This is a genomic window from Micromonospora sp. NPDC048894, from assembly GCF_040649765.1.
Taxonomy (GTDB): Bacteria; Actinomycetota; Actinomycetes; order Mycobacteriales; family Micromonosporaceae; genus Micromonospora; species Micromonospora antibiotica.
The window spans coordinates 357,693-373,432 of the sequence record NZ_JBEZFY010000006.1; the positions used below are offsets into that span (position 1 = coordinate 357,693).

General features: G+C 73.2%; 12 protein-coding genes. 1 reads left to right on the forward strand and 11 read right to left on the reverse strand.

All coding sequences use genetic code 11. The annotated features are described in order from the left end of the window. Positions 1 to 205 precede the first annotated feature (205 nt). Positions 206 to 589, forward strand: a complete 384-nt coding sequence (locus AB0C22_RS16175) for a hypothetical protein (protein WP_219464218.1) — start codon at positions 206 to 208, stop codon at positions 587 to 589. A 55-nt stretch (positions 590 to 644) separates the two neighbouring features. Here the strand turns inward: AB0C22_RS16175 and AB0C22_RS16180 are convergent, their stop codons facing one another. The 11 genes from AB0C22_RS16180 to AB0C22_RS16230 all read right to left on the reverse strand — a co-directional run bounded on the left by AB0C22_RS16180 (position 645) and on the right by AB0C22_RS16230 (position 15,622). After that, positions 645 to 1,655, reverse strand: coding sequence for a sugar phosphate isomerase/epimerase family protein (locus AB0C22_RS16180; RefSeq protein WP_357535612.1), 1,011 nt, complete (start codon positions 1,653 to 1,655; stop codon positions 645 to 647). Between the two features lie 381 nt (positions 1,656 to 2,036). Then, positions 2,037 to 3,749, reverse strand: a complete 1,713-nt coding sequence (locus AB0C22_RS16185; protein WP_219464219.1) for a ThuA domain-containing protein — start codon at positions 3,747 to 3,749, stop codon at positions 2,037 to 2,039. A 60-nt stretch (positions 3,750 to 3,809) separates the two neighbouring features. After that, positions 3,810 to 6,674, reverse strand: coding sequence for a carbohydrate-binding protein (locus AB0C22_RS16190; protein WP_357535614.1), 2,865 nt, complete (start codon positions 6,672 to 6,674; stop codon positions 3,810 to 3,812). A 562-nt stretch (positions 6,675 to 7,236) separates the two neighbouring features. After that, complete coding sequence (locus AB0C22_RS16195; RefSeq protein WP_208568837.1) at positions 7,237 to 8,304, reverse strand: polyprenyl synthetase family protein; 1,068 nt, start codon at positions 8,302 to 8,304, stop codon at positions 7,237 to 7,239. Next, a complete protein-coding gene (locus tag AB0C22_RS16200) occupies positions 8,301 to 9,743 on the reverse strand; it encodes a nucleotide pyrophosphatase/phosphodiesterase family protein (RefSeq protein ID WP_357535616.1) in 1,443 nt (480 codons plus the stop codon). The genes AB0C22_RS16195 and AB0C22_RS16200 overlap by 4 nt, the downstream gene beginning before the upstream one ends. Positions 9,744 to 9,807: 64 nt before the next feature. Continuing rightward, positions 9,808 to 11,016, reverse strand: coding sequence for a metabolite traffic protein EboE (gene eboE, locus AB0C22_RS16205; RefSeq protein WP_219464223.1), 1,209 nt, complete (start codon positions 11,014 to 11,016; stop codon positions 9,808 to 9,810). Continuing rightward, complete coding sequence (locus tag AB0C22_RS16210; protein ID WP_208568834.1) at positions 11,016 to 11,870, reverse strand: TatD family hydrolase; 855 nt, start codon at positions 11,868 to 11,870, stop codon at positions 11,016 to 11,018. The genes eboE and AB0C22_RS16210 overlap by 1 nt, the downstream gene beginning before the upstream one ends. Beyond that, positions 11,871 to 12,473, reverse strand: a complete 603-nt coding sequence (locus AB0C22_RS16215; protein WP_194821097.1) for an EboA domain-containing protein — start codon at positions 12,471 to 12,473, stop codon at positions 11,871 to 11,873. 37 nt (positions 12,474 to 12,510) lie between these two features. Continuing rightward, positions 12,511 to 13,503 carry a sugar phosphate isomerase/epimerase family protein gene (locus AB0C22_RS16220; RefSeq protein ID WP_357535619.1) on the reverse strand — a complete coding sequence of 331 codons (993 nt, stop codon included), beginning with the start codon at positions 13,501 to 13,503 and terminating at the stop codon, positions 12,511 to 12,513. Next, positions 13,500 to 14,477, reverse strand: a complete 978-nt coding sequence (locus AB0C22_RS16225) for an SCO3242 family prenyltransferase (protein ID WP_219464227.1) — start codon at positions 14,475 to 14,477, stop codon at positions 13,500 to 13,502. Before AB0C22_RS16225 ends, AB0C22_RS16220 begins: the two co-directional genes overlap by 4 nt. Next, positions 14,474 to 15,622, reverse strand: coding sequence for an inositol-3-phosphate synthase (locus AB0C22_RS16230; protein WP_219464228.1), 1,149 nt, complete (start codon positions 15,620 to 15,622; stop codon positions 14,474 to 14,476). The genes AB0C22_RS16225 and AB0C22_RS16230 overlap by 4 nt, the downstream gene beginning before the upstream one ends. Positions 15,623 to 15,740 lie beyond the last annotated feature (118 nt).

Consider the following 15,740-nt stretch of genomic DNA (forward strand, 5'->3'; position numbering starts at 1 on the left):
GCCGCTTTCGACCGCGTCGCCACGGGGTGGGACGATCAGCCTCAACAATAAGGACAAATCGCCATCCCCACCCAAGCAGGTATGACTGCGGAGCAGGATGGGTAGTTAGCTGTCGACCGAGAAATTGTGGGGCGCGACGATGGTCGTTCCCGACCGGCACCACCGGACGGGAACGACGGGAGCGTCAGGTACGGAAGGAGCCGCCATGCGCGGAAAGATCATGTTTCTTGGCGGGCTGGCTGCGGGCTTCGTCCTGGGCGCCCGTGCCGGCCGGGAGAAGTACGAGGAGCTGGTGGTGCGGGGCCGCAAGGTGCTCGACCACCCGACCGTCCAGGAGGCGGCCGGGGTCGCGCAGGCCCAGGCCAACCGCCTCTACAGCGAGGGCAAGGACAAGCTCGGCCAGTCCAAGCTCGGCGAGAAGCTGCACACCGGCAACGGTGGCAAGCCGGAGCTGACCCCGGCGGACGACGCCTTCGCGGGCGCCCCCGCCACCGTCGGCGCCAAGTCGGGCGTCAGCCCGACCAGCTCGTCGGTGACCACCCCGAAGCCCAAGGCGCCGGGCACCGGCACCAACGGCAGCACCCTCTGATCGTCCGTACGTCGTTCGGGCCGGTCGCCACGTGGCGACCGGCCCGAAGTACGTCTCAGTCCTTGCCGCTGCTGAACGCCGCGTCGAACGCCGCCGTCGGGGCGTCGAAGGCGAGCCGGCGGACGAACTCCAGCGCCTCCGGCGCACCGACCAGCCGGTCCATCCCGGCGTCCTCCCACTCCACGGAGATCGGCCCGGTGTAGCCGATCGCGTTCAACGCCCGGAAGCAGTCCTCCCAGGGGACGTCACCGTGGCCGGTGGAGACGAAGTCCCAGCCGCGCCGCAGGTCGGCCCAGGGCAGGTGGGAGGCGAGCCGGCCCCGCCGACCGTCCCCGGTGCGTACCTTCGCGTCCTTGCAGTCGACGTGGTAGATCCGGTCGGCGAAGTCGAAGATGAAGTTCACCGGGTCCAGCTCCTGCCACACGAAGTGCGACGGGTCCCAGTTGAGGCCGAACGCGGGCCGGTGGTCGATCGCCTCCAGGGTCCGCTTGGTGGTGTAGTAGTCGTACGCGATCTCGCTGGGGTGCACCTCGTGGGCGAACCGCACCCCCACCTCGTCGAAGACGTCGAGGATCGGGTTCCAACGGTCGGCGAAGTCCTGGTAGCCGCGTTCGATCATGGCCGGCGGCACCGGCGGGAACATCGCCAGGGTGTGCCAGATGGACGATCCGGTGAAGCCGACCACCGTGTCCACCCCGAGCTTCGCCGCCGCGCGGGCGGTGTCCTTGATCTCCTCGGCGGCCCGCTGGCGTACCCCCTCGGGTTCGCCGTCGCCCCAGATCCGGGCGGGCAGGATGTCCTGGTGCCGCTCGTCGATCGGGTGGTCGCAGACGGCCTGGCCCACCAGGTGGTTGGAGATCGTGAAGACCTTCAGGTTGTGCTTGGCCAGCGTCTCCCGCTTGCGCTCGACGTACGAGTCTTCGGCGAGCGCCTTGTCGACCTCGAAGTGGTCGCCCCAGCAGGCGATCTCCAGTCCGTCGTAGCCCCATTCGGAGGCGAGCCGACATACCTCCTCGAACGGCAGGTCGGCCCACTGGCCGGTGAAGAGCGTGATCGGTCGCGCCATCGTCTGTCTCTCCCCTGTTGTGGTGGGGATTCCTGGGCGGGACCGGGGCGAGGGTGACCGGGCCGGGCCGGTACGTCGGCGGCCGTGCCGGATCACCGGTGGGTGCACGCGCACCTGGGCCCAACGGGTTGCGCCTCCCGTCGGGTCACCGGCCACCCGCAGGTCGCCACCCACCACTCTAAGCCCACCCCACCCCCCACGAAACCCCTCTCCCCCACCCACCAGCCCCCGCTCCCCCACCCGCCTCAGCCCGCCCACTCGCCCACTCGCCCACGACGATCAAGAGGTTTGCGTCACGACGGGCGACCCGCGTGACGCAAACCTCTTGATCACCGATGCGAACCCACGGACGGGAGCCGGGGGCGGAGTGGGTGGGTGGGGTTACTGGGGGAGGGTCCACTTCTGGTTGGGGGCGGAGGAACTGCACGTCCAGAGCAGGACCACGGTGTTGTCGGCGGAGTTGTTGCCGGAGACGTCCAGGCACTTGCCCGAGGCGGGGTTACGCAGGGTGCCGTCGGACTGCGACGACCAGACCTGCGGGCTGCCACCGGTGCAGGTCCAGAGCTGGATCTTCGTGCCGTTGGCGGTGCCGCCGCCCGAGACGTCCAGGCACTTGCCCAGCGCCTTGATCGGGCCGTTCGGGGTCACCGTCCAGGTCTGGCGGGCGCTGCCGTTGCAGGTGAAGATCTGGATCTGGGTGCCGTCGGCGGTGGCGCCGTTGCGCACGTCCAGGCACTTGCCGCCCAGGCCCTTGATCGGGCCGGTGCCGTTGGTCGGCGTGGTGCCGCCCAGCTCCTTGATCCGGATGTTGCGGAACGAGGCGTCGTCACCGGTGCCGTGGTTCTGGATGCCGATGTGGCCGGCGAGCGAGCGCACCGGGTTGGTGTTGGTGAAGTCGTTGATCTTCGCTCCGTTGAGGAAAACCTGGAGCCGCTCCCCCTCGACCAGCAGCTCGTAGGTGTTCCACTCCCCCGGCGGGTTCAGCGCCGCGTCCCGGGCTGCCTGGTCGGCGGCCTGGAACGAGTAGACCGAGCCGGTGGTCCGGTCGACGGTGTCGGTGGCGTCGATCTGCACCTCGTAGCCGTTGTCCATCGCCGAGTTCGGGTCGCTCGACGGCGGGAAACCGATCAGGACGCCGGAGTTGTCGTCCCCGTCCACCTTCCAGTCCAGCTTGAGCGAGTAGTTGGTGAACTGCTTCGCGCTGTACCAGAGCATGCCCAGCCCGCCGACGGAGCTGAGGGTGGCGTTGGAGTTGGTGAAGCTGCCCGGCCCGGCCTGCGACCAGCCGTTGGTGGAGCCGTTGTAGAGGGCGGTGTAACCGGTCTCGGGCCGGCAGTCGGCCTTCGTCCGGCCGGCCGCGTACCGGATGCCGCCGAGCAGGTGGGCCCGGAACGCCGGCTCGGAGTACGCCGACTGGTTGTGCCCGGCGCCGGTGTAGAACGACCGGCCGCCGTTGTACGTCTTGCACCACACGTGCGGGTGGTCGGCCCCCATCCCACCCCCCGAGTACGACGACTCGTCGAGGTTGGCCAGCACGTGCGCGGTGGAGCGGGCGTTGGTGCGGAAGTTGTACCACTCGTCGGTGCGCTGCCAGGTCGGGCCGAGGTGGGCGGTGGCCGCGTGCGCGCGGTCCTCCACCCGTACGGTGGCCTGCTGGATGGCCGGGTGGGAGGCGAACCACGCCCCGACCAGGTTGCCGTAGAACGGCCAGTCGTACTCGGTGTCGGCGGCGGAGTGCACGCCCATGTACCCGCCACCGGCGGCGATGTACGACTCGAAGGCGCTCTGCTGGCTGGCGTTGAGCACGTCGCCTGTGGTGTTGAGGAAGATCACCGCCTCGAACCGGGCGAGGTTGGCGCTGGTGAACTGGCCACCGTCCTCGGTGGCGGTGACGGTGAAGTTGTTGGCCGCGCCCAGGTCACGGATGGCCTGGGTGCCGACCGCGATGGAGTCGTGCCGGAAGCCGGCGGTCTTGGAGAAGACCAGCACGTCGTAGGCGACGTCGGCGGCCGACGCGGGGGTGGCCGGGGCGGTGCAGGCGAGGGCGGCGAGGACGGCGGTGGCCGCGCCGAGGATGGGCCGGAAAAGTCTCATGTCGTGCTCCAGTACGCCGGGGGCGCGGGACCGGACACTGCCGGTCCCGCGCCCGTCAGGTCAGGGCAGGGTCCACTTCTGGTTTGCGGCGGCGCTACAGGTCCACAGCAGGACCACGGTGCTGTCGGCCGAGGTGTTGCCGGAGACGTCCAGGCACTTGCCCGAGGCGGGGTTGCGCAGGGTCCCGTCGGTCTGCGCCGACCAGACCTGCGGGCTGCCGCCGGTGCAGGTCCACAGCTGGATCTTGGTGCCGTTGGCGGTGCCGCCGCCGTTGACGTCCAGGCACTTGCCCAGCGCCTTGATCGGGCCGTTCGGGGTGACCGTCCAGGTCTGCCCGGCCCCACCGTTGCAGGTGAAGATCTGCACCTGGGTGCCGTCGGCGGTGGCCGCGTTACGCACGTCCAGGCACTTGCCGCCCAGGCCCTTGATCGGCCCGGTGCCGTTGGTCGGCGGCGGGACGGTGCCGGTGTTGAGGGTGAACGCGTCCAGGTCGTAGAGCAGCCCGGTGCCACCGGCGAAGGTCAGGTAGAGCGTGGTGGTGCCGGTGGGTGCGCCGGACACCGTGCCGGTGACCGTGGTGAAGGTGTCCCAGCCGCCGGTGACCGGCACGGTGGCCTGCCCGAGCACGGTGCCGGTGGCCGAGCCGGCGCGGATCTGGAGGGTGCCGCCGGCACCGGCCGAGGAGACCCGGGCGGTGAACGAGGTGACGTTGCCGATCTGGTACGGGGAGAACCCGATCCAGTCCCCGTTCTCGATGTTGCCGACGGTCTTGCCGCCCTCGGCGGGGGTCTTGTCGAAGGTGGCGACGCCGGACGAGGTCTTGAAGTGCTCGGCCTGCCGGTGCCGGGGCTGGAGGGTGTGCTGGGTGTGCGTGGTGAGCCCACCGGCGTCGGTGTACTCGGCGTCGAAGATCGCGAAGATGTTCGCCGCGTCGTCGTGCTCGCCGTCGACCGGGATGGTGATCGTGCCGGAGCAGCCGTCGACCGAGGAGATCTGGTGACCGTGCTGGTCGTGGCCGAGCACGTAGGTCATCTTGACCTTGGTGCAGTCGACCGTGCCGTCCTCGGGGTCGGTGACGGTGATGCTGAACGGCACCGTGTCACCGAAGGAGAACAGCGAGCCGTCGACCGGGCCGTTGATGGTGACCGTCGGGGCGGTGTTGCCGACGCTGACCGTCACGCTGTTCGTGCCGGTCGCCCCCTGCGGGTCCCGCACGGTGAGCGTCGCGGTGTACGAGCCGTCCGCGGTGTACGTCTTGGTCGGGTTGGCCGCCGTGGAGGTGGTGCCGTCACCGAACGCCCACGAGTAGGTCAACGCCCCGCCCTCGGGGTCGGCGGAACCGGCCGAGGAGAAGTTCACGGTCAGCGGCGCGGGTCCGGAGGTCCGGTCGGCGCTCGCCCGGGCGGCCGGCGCCCGGTTGCCGACGCCGACGTAGTCGAAGCGGTACAGGGCCGAGTTGGCGTCACCGTTGTAGTAGCCGGTGCCGTAGTCGAGCAGGTAGTACGCCCCGTCGGGGCCGAACGCGGAGTCCATCACCTGCTTGCCCACCCAGGGGAAGCTGTCGATGGTGCCGGGCGACCCGTCGGAGTTGACGTGGATCGGCTTGACCCAGCCCCGGCCGAACTCGGTGGCGAAGAACTGCCCGTCGAAGGTCTGCGGGAACTTCGTCGCCGAGGGGTTGTTCGGGTCGTACCGGTAGACCGGGCCGGCCGCCGGGGATTCGGAGCCGCCGCCGAACGCGGCCGGGCTGCCGGCGTCGCCGCCGTACCGGATCCAGGAGGGCTTGGCCGGCGGGAGGGTGGTCAGGCCCGTGTTGCGGAACGAGTTGTTGGTCGGCCCGCCGGTGCAGTTGTACTTGGGGCCGGTGGAGTTGGTCGCGAAGTTCCACTCGTTGTACGTCTCGGACGTGGTGTTGGTGCCGGTGCAGTACGGCCAGCCGTAGTTGCCCGGGCCGGTGACCCGGTTGAACTCGACCTGGCCGGAGGGGCCCCGGTTGGCGTTGGTGCTGCCGGCGTCCGGCCCGTAGTCGCCGACGTAGACGACGCCGGTGGCCTTGTCGACGCTGATCCGGAACGGGTTGCGGAAGCCCATCGCGTAGATCTCGGGGCGGGTCTTCGCGGTGCCCGGGGGGAACAGGTTCCCACTCGGGATCGAGTACGTCCCGTCGGCGTTCATCTTGATCCGCAGGAGCTTGCCCCGCAGGTCGTTGGTGTTGCCGGCACCGCGCTGGGAGTCGTACGCCGGGTTGCGGTTGGTCCGCTCGTCCAGCGGCGAGTAGCCGGCGGAGTCGAAGGGGTTGCTGTCGTCGCCGGTGGACAGGTAGAGGTTCCCGGCGGCGTCGAAGTCCATGTCGCTGCCGACGTGGCAGCAGATGCCCCGGTCGGTCGCCACGTCCAGCACGTCGACCTTGCTGGTCTGGTTGATGGTGAAGTCGCTGTTGAGGGTGAACCGGGAGAGCCGGTTGACGCCCTGCCAGGCTGACCAGTTGCTGCCGGTGGCGGGCGCGTCGCCGCCGGGGGTGGACAGCGGCGGCGCGTAGTAGAGGTAGATGAACCGGTTGGTGGCGAAGTTCGGGTCGACCCCGAGGCTCTGCAACCCCTCCTCGTCGTGGGTGTAGACGGGGATGGTGCCGATCACCCGGGTCACGCCGGCGGAGTCGGTGCGCCGCACGGTGCCGTTGCGGGCGGTGTGCAGCACGGACCGGTCCGGCAGCACGGCCAGCGACATGGGCTCGCCCATCTCGTTGACGCCCCGGGCCAGCTCGACCTGCTGGAAGTCGCTGGCGTTGATGGTGTGCGCGGCGGCCGGGGCGGCCGGGCCGGTGGTGGTGGCGGCGACCGTACCGGCGGTGACGGCCAGCAGCAGTGCTGCTGCGGAGGGTAGCCACCGTCGGGAACGGTGACCGGTGTAGTCCTTTGTGGACATTGGAGGGCTGTCCCTTCCTGACGGATCACGGCCAGGGCGGGACGCGTGCCGCCGCGCCGGATGCCGGGGTGGTGGGGTGGAGTGGTGGGGTGTGGCAGGGCAGGCCGGGCGGCCGGGGGTGCCCCGGTCGGCCGGTCAGAACCCTCGGCCGGGGCGCGAACCGCCGGCGGAAGGTCGCTCGTCGAGGGGTTACCGCGCCGCCGGTTCACCTTGACGAAACATGCCCGTGATGCCACAAACATTAATGGTGACCTATGTCAATGTCCATACCCTCTGCCCACCGGTGTGGGTTTTCATCAGATGAAGCCCGTCCACCGGTCGGGCATCCCCGGTCCCGCGCCGAGCAGCGGCGGGCCGGTCGACCCGTGGGTCACCGAACGGTGACGAGCAGTTCCACCCCGGGTAGCCCCGACCTGCCGCAGCCCGGCGGCACCGGCCGGCAGTCGGGGACGACCCGGCCGTACGGGAATCCACATTCATCTGATGAAAGACCGGGCGGCTGCCGGTCGGAGCACCGCCCACCGCGCCGGACCCACAGCCCGGACCGTCGGAGCGGCCCGGCTCAGTGCTGCCGGTGCACGGCCTGGTCGGCCAGGCCCGCCAGGGCGGCACGGGCCGGCTCCGCCAGCGGCACCTGGGCCAGCGCGACCCGGGCGGCGTCGGCCCGGACCCGGATCAGCCGCTCGATCTTCTCCCGCGCGCCGGTCGCCTCGATGATGGCCCGCAGGTCGGCGGCCCCCGCCGCGTCCAGCTCAGGGTTGCCGAACAACTCCCGCAGCCGGGCGGCCTGCGCCCGGTCGGCGGCGTCGCGGGCCATCGCCATCATCACCGTCGGCTTACCCTCCCGCAGGTCGTCCAGGATCGACTTCCCGGTCACCGCCGGATCACCGAAGACACCCAGCACGTCGTCGCGGAGCTGGAAGGCGTCCCCCAGCGGGTCACCGAAGTCGACGAGCGCGGCGACCAGCTCCGCCGGGGCCCCGGCCAACGCCGCACCGATCTGCAACGGCCGGGTCACCGTGTAGCGGGCCGCCTTCATCCGGATCACGGTGAGCGCGCTGGCCACCGAGCCGTCCCCGACCCCGGAGACCAGATCCAGGTACTCCCCCGCGATCACCTCGGTACGCATCCGGGCGAAGACCCGGTACCCCTGCCAGATCTGCGCGGAGGTCATCCCGCACTCGTGGAACATCTGATCCGACCAGGCCGCGCAGAGGTCCCCGCAGAGCAGGGCGGTGTTGCGGCCGTAGGTCTCCGGGTCGCCCCGCCACGCCGAACGGGTGTGCAGCTCGGCGAAGACCCGGTGCACCGACGGCGCACCCCGACGGTGGTCACTGCCGTCGAGGATGTCGTCGTGGATCAGCGCGAACGCGTGGAACAGCTCCAACGCCGCCGCGGCCACCACGATCGGGCGGTCGTCCGCTCCCCCGGCACCCCGCCAACCCCAGTAGCAGAACAGCGGACGCAGCCGCTTCCCGCCGGCCAGCACGAACCGGTGCAGGGCGGTGAAGATGCCCCGTGGGGCACCGTCCGGCCAGTCCGGGCCCTGCCGGTCGAGAAAGGCCACCAGCTCGGCGTCAAAGCGGGTCCGCAGCTCACTGGCGTCGGTCGGGGCGGCGGTGAGGGTCACCGCCGGTCCCCCGTGCCCGGCGGGCCGGTCGGGGCCGTCGACGCCCCGTCGGCACCCGCTCCCAGCCCGGCGAGGTCCAGCAGCAGCGCCTTGACCTCCGTCGCGGCGAAGGAGTCCCGGGCCAGCGACGGGTCGGAACAGAGCAGCACCGGGCCGTCCGCCGGGTCGGCCGGCAACCGGCCGTGCGAACCCCGGACCGCCCGCGCCCCCGCGTCCAGACCCACCACGCTCATCAGGTAACGCATGCCGAGCTTCTTGCGGGCCAGCGCCACCCCCGCCCGCCGCTTCGCCGCACCCGGCGCGGCCGGGTCGAAGAACAGCTCCGCCGGGTCGTACCCGGGCTTGCGGTGGATCTCCACGTTCCGGGCGAAATCCGGGGCACGGGCGTCGTCGAGCCAGTAGTAGTAGGTGAACCAGGAGTCCGGCTCGGCCACCAGCACCAGTTCACCGGCCCGCTCGTGGTCCAGACCGGCCGCCGCCTTGCCCTCGGCGTCGAGCACCTCGGCCACCCCGGGCAGCCCGGCGCAGAGCTTCGCCACCGCCGCCACGTCCGCCGGGTCCTTCACGTAGACGTGGGCTATCTGGTGGTCGGCGACGGCGAACGCCCGGGACGTCCACGGGTCCAGGTACTCCATGCCGTCCTGGGTGTAGACCCGCAGCAGCCCCTCGGCGCGCAGCAGCCGGTTGACGTCCACCGGGCGGGAGACGTCGGTGATGCCGTACTCCGACAGTGCCACCACCGTCGCGTCGGCGGCCCGTGCGGCGTCCAGCAGCGGCGCGAGCACCGCGTCCAGCTCCGCCGCCGCGGCGGCGGCCCGCGGCGAGGACGGCCCGAAGCGTTGCAGGTCGTAGTCGAGGTGCGGGACGTAGACCAGGGTCAGGTCGGGGGCCTGGTCGGCGAGGATCCGCTCAGCCGCCTGACAGATCCAGCGGGACGAGGGCAGCCCCGCCCCCGGCCCCCAGTAGGTGAACAGCGGGAAGGTGCCCAGCGCGGCGGTGAGCGTGTCGTGCAGCTCCGGCGGGTCGGTCCAGCAGTCCGGTTCCTTGCGCCCGTCGGCGTAGTAGATCGGGCGGGGGGTGACCGTCCAGTCGACGTCCGCGCCCATCGCGTACCACCAGCAGACGTTGGCCACCGTGTAGCCGGGCTCGACCCGGCGGGCCGCCTGCCACACCTTCTCCCCGCCGACCAGCGCGTGGTGCTGCCGCCACAGCAGCACCTCACCGAGGTCACGGAAGTACCAGCCGTTGCCGACGATGCCGTGCCCGGACGGCTGCTCACCGGTCAGCAGGGTGGCCTGCGCCGAGCAGGTGACCGCCGGCAGCACGGTACCCAGTTCGGCGGAGAACCCCTGCTCGGCGACGGCACGCAACCGGGGCATGTGGGCCAGCAGCCGGGGGGTCAGCCCGACCACGTCCAGCACCACCAGCCGGCGGCTCATGCCGACATCCCGCTGCGCCCGGCACGGCGGTGGCACCGCACGGTGCCCGGTCGGTGACGCTCGCTCATCGTCGTACCCCCAGGGTCGTCGGGACGGCTCGCTCGGCCGGGGTGAGGCCGAGGGTGACCAGTTCGTCGCGGGCGAAGGCCAGCTCGGCGGCGATCCCGAGGGCCAGCTCCGCATCGGTGCGGGGACGCCGCGCCGCCGGCAGCACCCCCCACGTGTACGTCTCGACGTCCAGGTGGTCGCAGCCGGCCGTCGGGCCGGCGAGCAGCGCGGCCAGCGCGGTGCGCAGCACCGGCAGGGTGGAGGTCAGCGGCGGCTCGGGCGGGGCGTGCAACGGCACGTGGTAGTGCACCCGCCACGCCCCGGGCAGCCGCGCGGCCAGCGCCTCATCCAGGTCGTCGGCCGCGTACCCCGGGTCGGCCGGGTCGGCGGCGTGGGCGCAGCCGGCGGTGCGGGTCTGGTGCAGGAACCTCGGCTCCACCCAGCGGCCCAGCGCCTCGGCGTCGGCGACCGGGTCGGCCGACTCCAGCGCGGCGGAGACCTGCACCTTGACCACCGGCAGCCCGGCGGAACGCAGCCGGGCCAGCGCTTCGACGGGCTCCTCCCAGGCGCAGGCGAGGTGGGCCAGGTCGAGACAGATCCCGAGGCGTTGCGGGTCGAGGTCGGCCAGCAGCGCGGCGGCCTGCCCGCTGCTCTCCACCACGCACCCCGGTTCCGGTTCGAAACCGACCCGCACCGGGCGGCCGGTGTCGCGTTCCACCTCGGCCAGGCCGGCGGTGAGCGCGTCGAGCCGGCGGCGGGCCGCCCCGGCGTGCGTCGGGTCCCAGGGCTGCCGCCAAGCCAGCGGCAGGGTGGAGATCGATCCCCTGGCGGCGTCGTCGGGGAGCAGGTCGGCCAGCACCCGGGCCAGGTCCAGGGTGTAGCGCAGCCGCTGCCCGGTGGTCCAGTCCGGGTGGTAGACCGCGCCCTTGACCACCGGGGCCTGGAAGGCCGCGTACGGGAAGCCGTTGAGGGTGACCACCTCCAGCCCCCGGTGGGTCAGTTCGGCGCGCAGCCGGCGACGGGCGGCCGGGTCGGCGGCCAGCTCGGCGGCGACGGGGGCGGCCAGCCACAGCCCCAGGCCGAGCAGGTCCGAGCCGAGCGCCTCGCGCACCGGCAGGGCGTACGTGTCGAGTTGGGCGAGGATGCCGGCGGTGTCCTCGGCGGGGTGCACGTTGGTGCAGTAGCCGAGGTGGACGGTGCTGCCGTCGGCGTGCCGCAGCCGCATCAGTCGCCGCCGCGCAGGATGGAGTTGCCCTCGAAGGTGCCGCTGGACGGGGTGTCCAGGTCGGTCAGGTCGAGCCGGCCGGACTGCCCGTAGAACTCCACCGGGTTGCGCCAGAGCACCAGGTCGACGTCGTCGTCGGTGAATCCGGCGGCCAGCATCGCCTCACCGGTGGCCCGGGTCAGCAGCGGGTCGGAGCGGCCCCAGTCGGCGGCCGAGTTGACCAGCATCCGCTCGGTGCCGTACGTGCGCAGCAGCTCCACCATCCGCGGCGGCGACATCTTGGTGTCCGGGTAGATGGAGAAACCGAGCCAGCAGCCGCTGTCGCGGGCCAGCTTCACGGTCACCTCGTTGAGGTGGTCCAGCGCCACCCGGCCCGGCGCGATGCCGCTCTCGGCGACCACCGCGAGGCTGCGTTCGACGCCGCGCGCCTTGTCCCGGTGCGGGGTGTGCACCAGGGCCGGCAGGTCGTGGTCGACGGCCAGGGCGAGCTGGGTGGCGAACGCCTCGTCCTCGGCCGGGGTCATGTCGTCGTAGCCGATCTCGCCGACCGCGACCACGGCGTCCTTCTCCAGGTAGCGGGGCAGCAGGTCGAGCACCGGGCGGCAGCGCGGGTCGTTGGCCTCCTTGGGGTTCAGCGCCACGGTGGCGTGGTGCCGGACGCCGAACTGGCCGGCCCGGAACGGCTCCCAGCCGATCAGCGAGTCGAAGTAGTCGGCGAAGGAGGCGGCGCTGGTGCGCGGCTGCCCCAGCCAGAAGGCCGGCTCGACCACGGCACGGACCCCGGCGGCGGCCATCCGCTCGTAGTCGTCGGTGGTCCGCGACGTCATGTGGATGTGCGGGTCGAAGATGCGCATTCACGCCTCCCTGATGGTGAGCCGGTCGAGCAGTGCGGTGGCGTCGGCGGGGAGCTGCCGACCGGCGGCGTGCCGTTCCGCCGCGAGCGCGGCGAGCATGGTGGCCAGTTCCCCGTCGGCCCGGTCGTCGAGGTCGGCGACGACGGCCAGCGGCACCCCGATGAAGACGCACTTGAGCACCGCCTGCCGCCAGGCGTCCGCCGCCAGGTGCCGGGCGTACGGGCCGAGCGCGGCGGCGACCAGCCGGGTGTCGTTGGTGCGGATCGCGTCGTGCAGCAGCGGCACCCCGGCGTCGCCGATCGGCAGCAGCGGCAGGGCCTTGAGTACGGCCCGCTTCTCGGCGGCGTCGCCGTACCGGTAGACCTCCTCGGCCTGCGCGGCGGCCTGGTCGGCGGGGAGCGCGGCCAGCAGCAGCGCCCGCGCCGCCTCGTCGGCGGTCCAGCCGGGGGCGCCGGGCAGGTCGTGCCGGCCGCACCGCCGGGCGGCGGCGGGAAAGTACCGTCCGACCGCGCCGGGCTCGGCCGCGACGCGGCGCAGTGCGGTCTCCAGCCAGTCGGGATCGGGTGCGCCCTCCAGCGCGGCCCGCAGTCGATCCGGTGTCATCCGTCTCCCCTCCCCAGGTGTGTGCGTCCGGCGGTGGTCAGTCCGCCCCGGTGGTGCCGGCGGGGGCGGGTGCCGCGCCCGCCGCGAGGCCGGCGTCCCGGGCGGCGGTACGCAGGAAGTCCAGCGACCGGGCCGCCACGGTGGGTGCGGCGTGCGAGTGCCGGGGCAACTCCACGGCGACCAGTCCCCGGTAGCCGGCGTCGGCCAGGGCGCGCAGCACCGGCGGGAAGTCGATCTCGCCGGTGCCGAACTCCAGGTGCTCGTGCACCCCCCGGCGCATGTCGTCGATCTGCACGTTGACCAGGTGCCCGGCGACCTGGCGCACACAGTCCGCCACGGTCGACGACTCCAGGCAGCGGCAGTGTCCGATGTCGAGGGTGATGCCGAAGCGGGCCGGCTCGCCGAGGGCCCGGTGCAGCCGACGCCAGCCGGCGATGTCCTCGACCAGCATTCCGGGCTCCGGTTCGAAGCCCAGGGTCACCCCGGCCCGGTCGGCGGCGGCGGTCACCGTCGCGCAGCCGGCGACCAGCCGGTCCCACGCGACCTCGGGGGCGACGTGACCGGGTCGGATGCCGGCCCAGAAGGAGACCGCCTCGGCACCGAGGTCCGCGCCGACGCGGACGGCCCGGTCCAGGAAGTCGATCCGGCCGGCCGGGTCGTCGTGCAGCAGCGTCGGGGCATGCTTGCGCCACGGGTCGAGCAGGTAGCGGGCACCGGTCTCGACCACCACGCCGAGACCGAGCGCGGCCAGCCGGTGCGCCACGGCGTCGACCCGGCGGGCCAGTCCCGGCGCGTACGGGTCGAGGTGGTCGTGGTCGAGGGTGAGCGCGACCCCCTCGTAGCCGAGGTCGGCCAGCACCGTCAGGGCGTCGTCGAGCCGGTGGTTGGCGAAGCCGTTGGTGCCGTAGCCGAACCGCAGCCGGTCCACCTCGCCGGCCGGCGGGCCGGCGGGGTCGGCCGGGCGGTCCGGGGCCGGGCTGCGGCGGGGCGTGCCGGCAGCGGTCGGCGGGACGGCGTCCGGGGCGGTCATGTCGGGGAGAGTTTCCGGGCCAGCCGGCCGCCCAGCGGCGCGGCGAGCGCGACCAGCGCGCCGACCAGCCCGGCACCGGCGCGGGCGGTGAGCGCACCCTGCAACGAGGGCAGCCCGGTGATGCCGGCCCCGACGGCGGCCCGGACCCGGCCGGCGGTGGGGTCGGCGGCCACCCGGGCCTGCGCGCCGCCGTACCGGGCGACGTACCAGCCGGCCAACGCCACCGGCAGCGCGCCGGCGAGTGACCGGCCGACCCCGACGGCACCGGTGCGGACGCCCGGTGCGCTACGACGGCCGGGCGCGTCGGTCGCCGCCGGCGCATCGTCCACGGGGGACGGCCGGCCAGCGGGACGGGGCGGGGTGGTGGCGCGGGGCAGGGTGGTGGCGGCCAGCGCGACCAGGGCGGTGCCGGCGAGGGTACGCCGGGGCAGCGCCGCGTCGGCCCCGGTCACCTCACGACGGGACAGGGCGGTGACCGTCCAGGTGTGCGCGGCGACGGTCAGCGCCGCCGGCAGCGCCCGGACCGGTCGGCCGGACGACGCGCCGAGTAGCACGTCCAGCCCCCGGCAGGCGGCCATCACGGCGGGACCGGCGGCGGTGTTCTTGGCCACCAGGTCGTACCCCCAGATGGTGGCGGCGAGCGGGAGCGCGACGGCGGTGGCCCGCCGGCCGCCCACGGCGGCGGCCAGGCCCAGGCCGGCGGCGGTGAGCCCGATGGCGACCCCGGCGGCGGCGGCCGGGGTGATCCGGCCGCTGGGGATCGGCCGTTCCGGGCGTTCCTCGGCGTCCAACCCCCGGTCGGCCCAGTCGTTGGCGGCCATCCCGGCCCAGTAGAGCAGGACCGACGCGCCGGCCAGCCCGGCGGTACGCGGGCCGAGCACCCCGGCCGCCGCCGCCCCGGCCACCAGGTCCCCCGGTACGGACAGTGCGGCCGGTGCCCGGACCAGCTCGGCCAGGTCGGCCACGCTGGTCACCCGGCACCCCCGGCGTGCAGCTCCCGGGTGAAGTCGACCAGCCGCTGCCACTGCTCGCTCAGCGAGTGGGTGGGTGCGTCGATCGGGTCCTTGAAGAAGAAGGCCAGCTCGGGCAGGGGGCCGACCCGGCCGGCGGCGTGCGCGGCGGCGGTGAGCCGGGCCAGGTCCAGCACCAGCGGGGCGGCCAGCGCGGAGTCGCAGCCGTGCCAGGTGAACTCCATCCGCATCCCGGTGCCGAGGAACCCGGCGAAGGTGATCAGGTCCCAGGCGGTCTTGAAGTCACCGAGGTCCTCGACGTAGTCGATCCGGGTGCCGCCCTGCGGCACGTAGCCCAGCGTCTCGCCGAGGACCCGCTGCTTGCTGTCCACCTTGGCGGCGTTGGCGCCCGGCTCGGCCAGGGTCGCCCCGTCGCCGCCACCGAGCAGGTTGACCCCGGACCAGGAGCGCACCGCGAGGTGACGCATCGCGAACATCGGGGCGAGCACCGACTTGACCAGGGTCTCCCCGGTCTTGCCGTCGTGCCCGGCGTACGGCAGGCCACGCTGCGCGGCGAGCGCGGCGAGCGCCGGCAGGCGCAGCCCGGTGGACGGGGTGAAGTCGACGTACGGGCAGCCCGCCTCGACGGCCGCGTAGGCGTACAGCGAGCTGGGCGGCAGCACCTCGTCGCCGCTGGCGAGGGCGGCCCGCAGGGCGTCCGGGTCGGCGTGGCCGGGGTGCGGTGACGGGGCCGGTTCGGTGGCCGAGACGTTGACCACCACCACCCGGTCGAGCCGGTGCCGGTCGCGGAACGCGGTCAGGTCGGCGGTGACCGCGGCGGCCCGGTCGGCCTGACTGCCGCCGGTCGGCGCGGGCCGCAGGTCCTCCTCGACGGCGGCCAGGTCGGCGGCGAGCGCGGCGGCCAGCCGGCCGGGCAGCACCCCGGCGGCGGCGAGCGCCTCGGCCCGTTTGGTCAGCGGCGTGGTGGCCACGTCGTGACCGCCGAAGACCAGGTCGGCGAAGGGGGGCAGGGCGGGTCCCCGCAGGTCGGGCAGTTCGGTGACGCAGCCGGTGGGGGCGGTGAGGCCGGCCCGTAGGGCGAGCCCGCCGACGATGCCGGTGGTCGCGACGGAACCGCGCGCTCCCACCAGCCAGACACCCGTACGCATGGTGCTCCTTCCGGATGGAACGTGCTCGGTTCGGTCGTGCCGGCGGGGCGCGGGGTGGCCCCGCCCGCCCGGTCGTGCGGGATGGCACCGGTGACGGCGTAGACGTCGGCGGCGTCGA

Excerpts from the sequence above, each read along its gene's own strand:
- AB0C22_RS16175 (WP_219464218.1), top strand. The coding sequence starts at position 206 with ATGCGCGGAAAGATCATGTTTCTTGGCGGGCTGGCTGCGGGCTTCGTC.
- AB0C22_RS16180 (WP_357535612.1), bottom strand. The coding sequence starts at position 1,655 with ATGGCGCGACCGATCACGCTCTTCACCGGCCAGTGGGCCGACCTGCCG.
- AB0C22_RS16185 (WP_219464219.1), bottom strand. The coding sequence starts at position 3,749 with ATGAGACTTTTCCGGCCCATCCTCGGCGCGGCCACCGCCGTCCTCGCC.
- AB0C22_RS16190 (WP_357535614.1), bottom strand. The coding sequence starts at position 6,674 with ATGTCCACAAAGGACTACACCGGTCACCGTTCCCGACGGTGGCTACCC.
- AB0C22_RS16200 (WP_357535616.1), bottom strand. The coding sequence starts at position 9,743 with ATGAGCCGCCGGCTGGTGGTGCTGGACGTGGTCGGGCTGACCCCCCGG.
- eboE (WP_219464223.1), bottom strand. The coding sequence starts at position 11,016 with ATGCGGCTGCGGCACGCCGACGGCAGCACCGTCCACCTCGGCTACTGC.
- AB0C22_RS16210 (WP_208568834.1), bottom strand. The coding sequence starts at position 11,870 with ATGCGCATCTTCGACCCGCACATCCACATGACGTCGCGGACCACCGAC.
- AB0C22_RS16215 (WP_194821097.1), bottom strand. The coding sequence starts at position 12,473 with ATGACACCGGATCGACTGCGGGCCGCGCTGGAGGGCGCACCCGATCCC.
- AB0C22_RS16220 (WP_357535619.1), bottom strand. The coding sequence starts at position 13,503 with ATGACCGCCCCGGACGCCGTCCCGCCGACCGCTGCCGGCACGCCCCGC.
- AB0C22_RS16230 (WP_219464228.1), bottom strand. The coding sequence starts at position 15,622 with ATGCGTACGGGTGTCTGGCTGGTGGGAGCGCGCGGTTCCGTCGCGACC.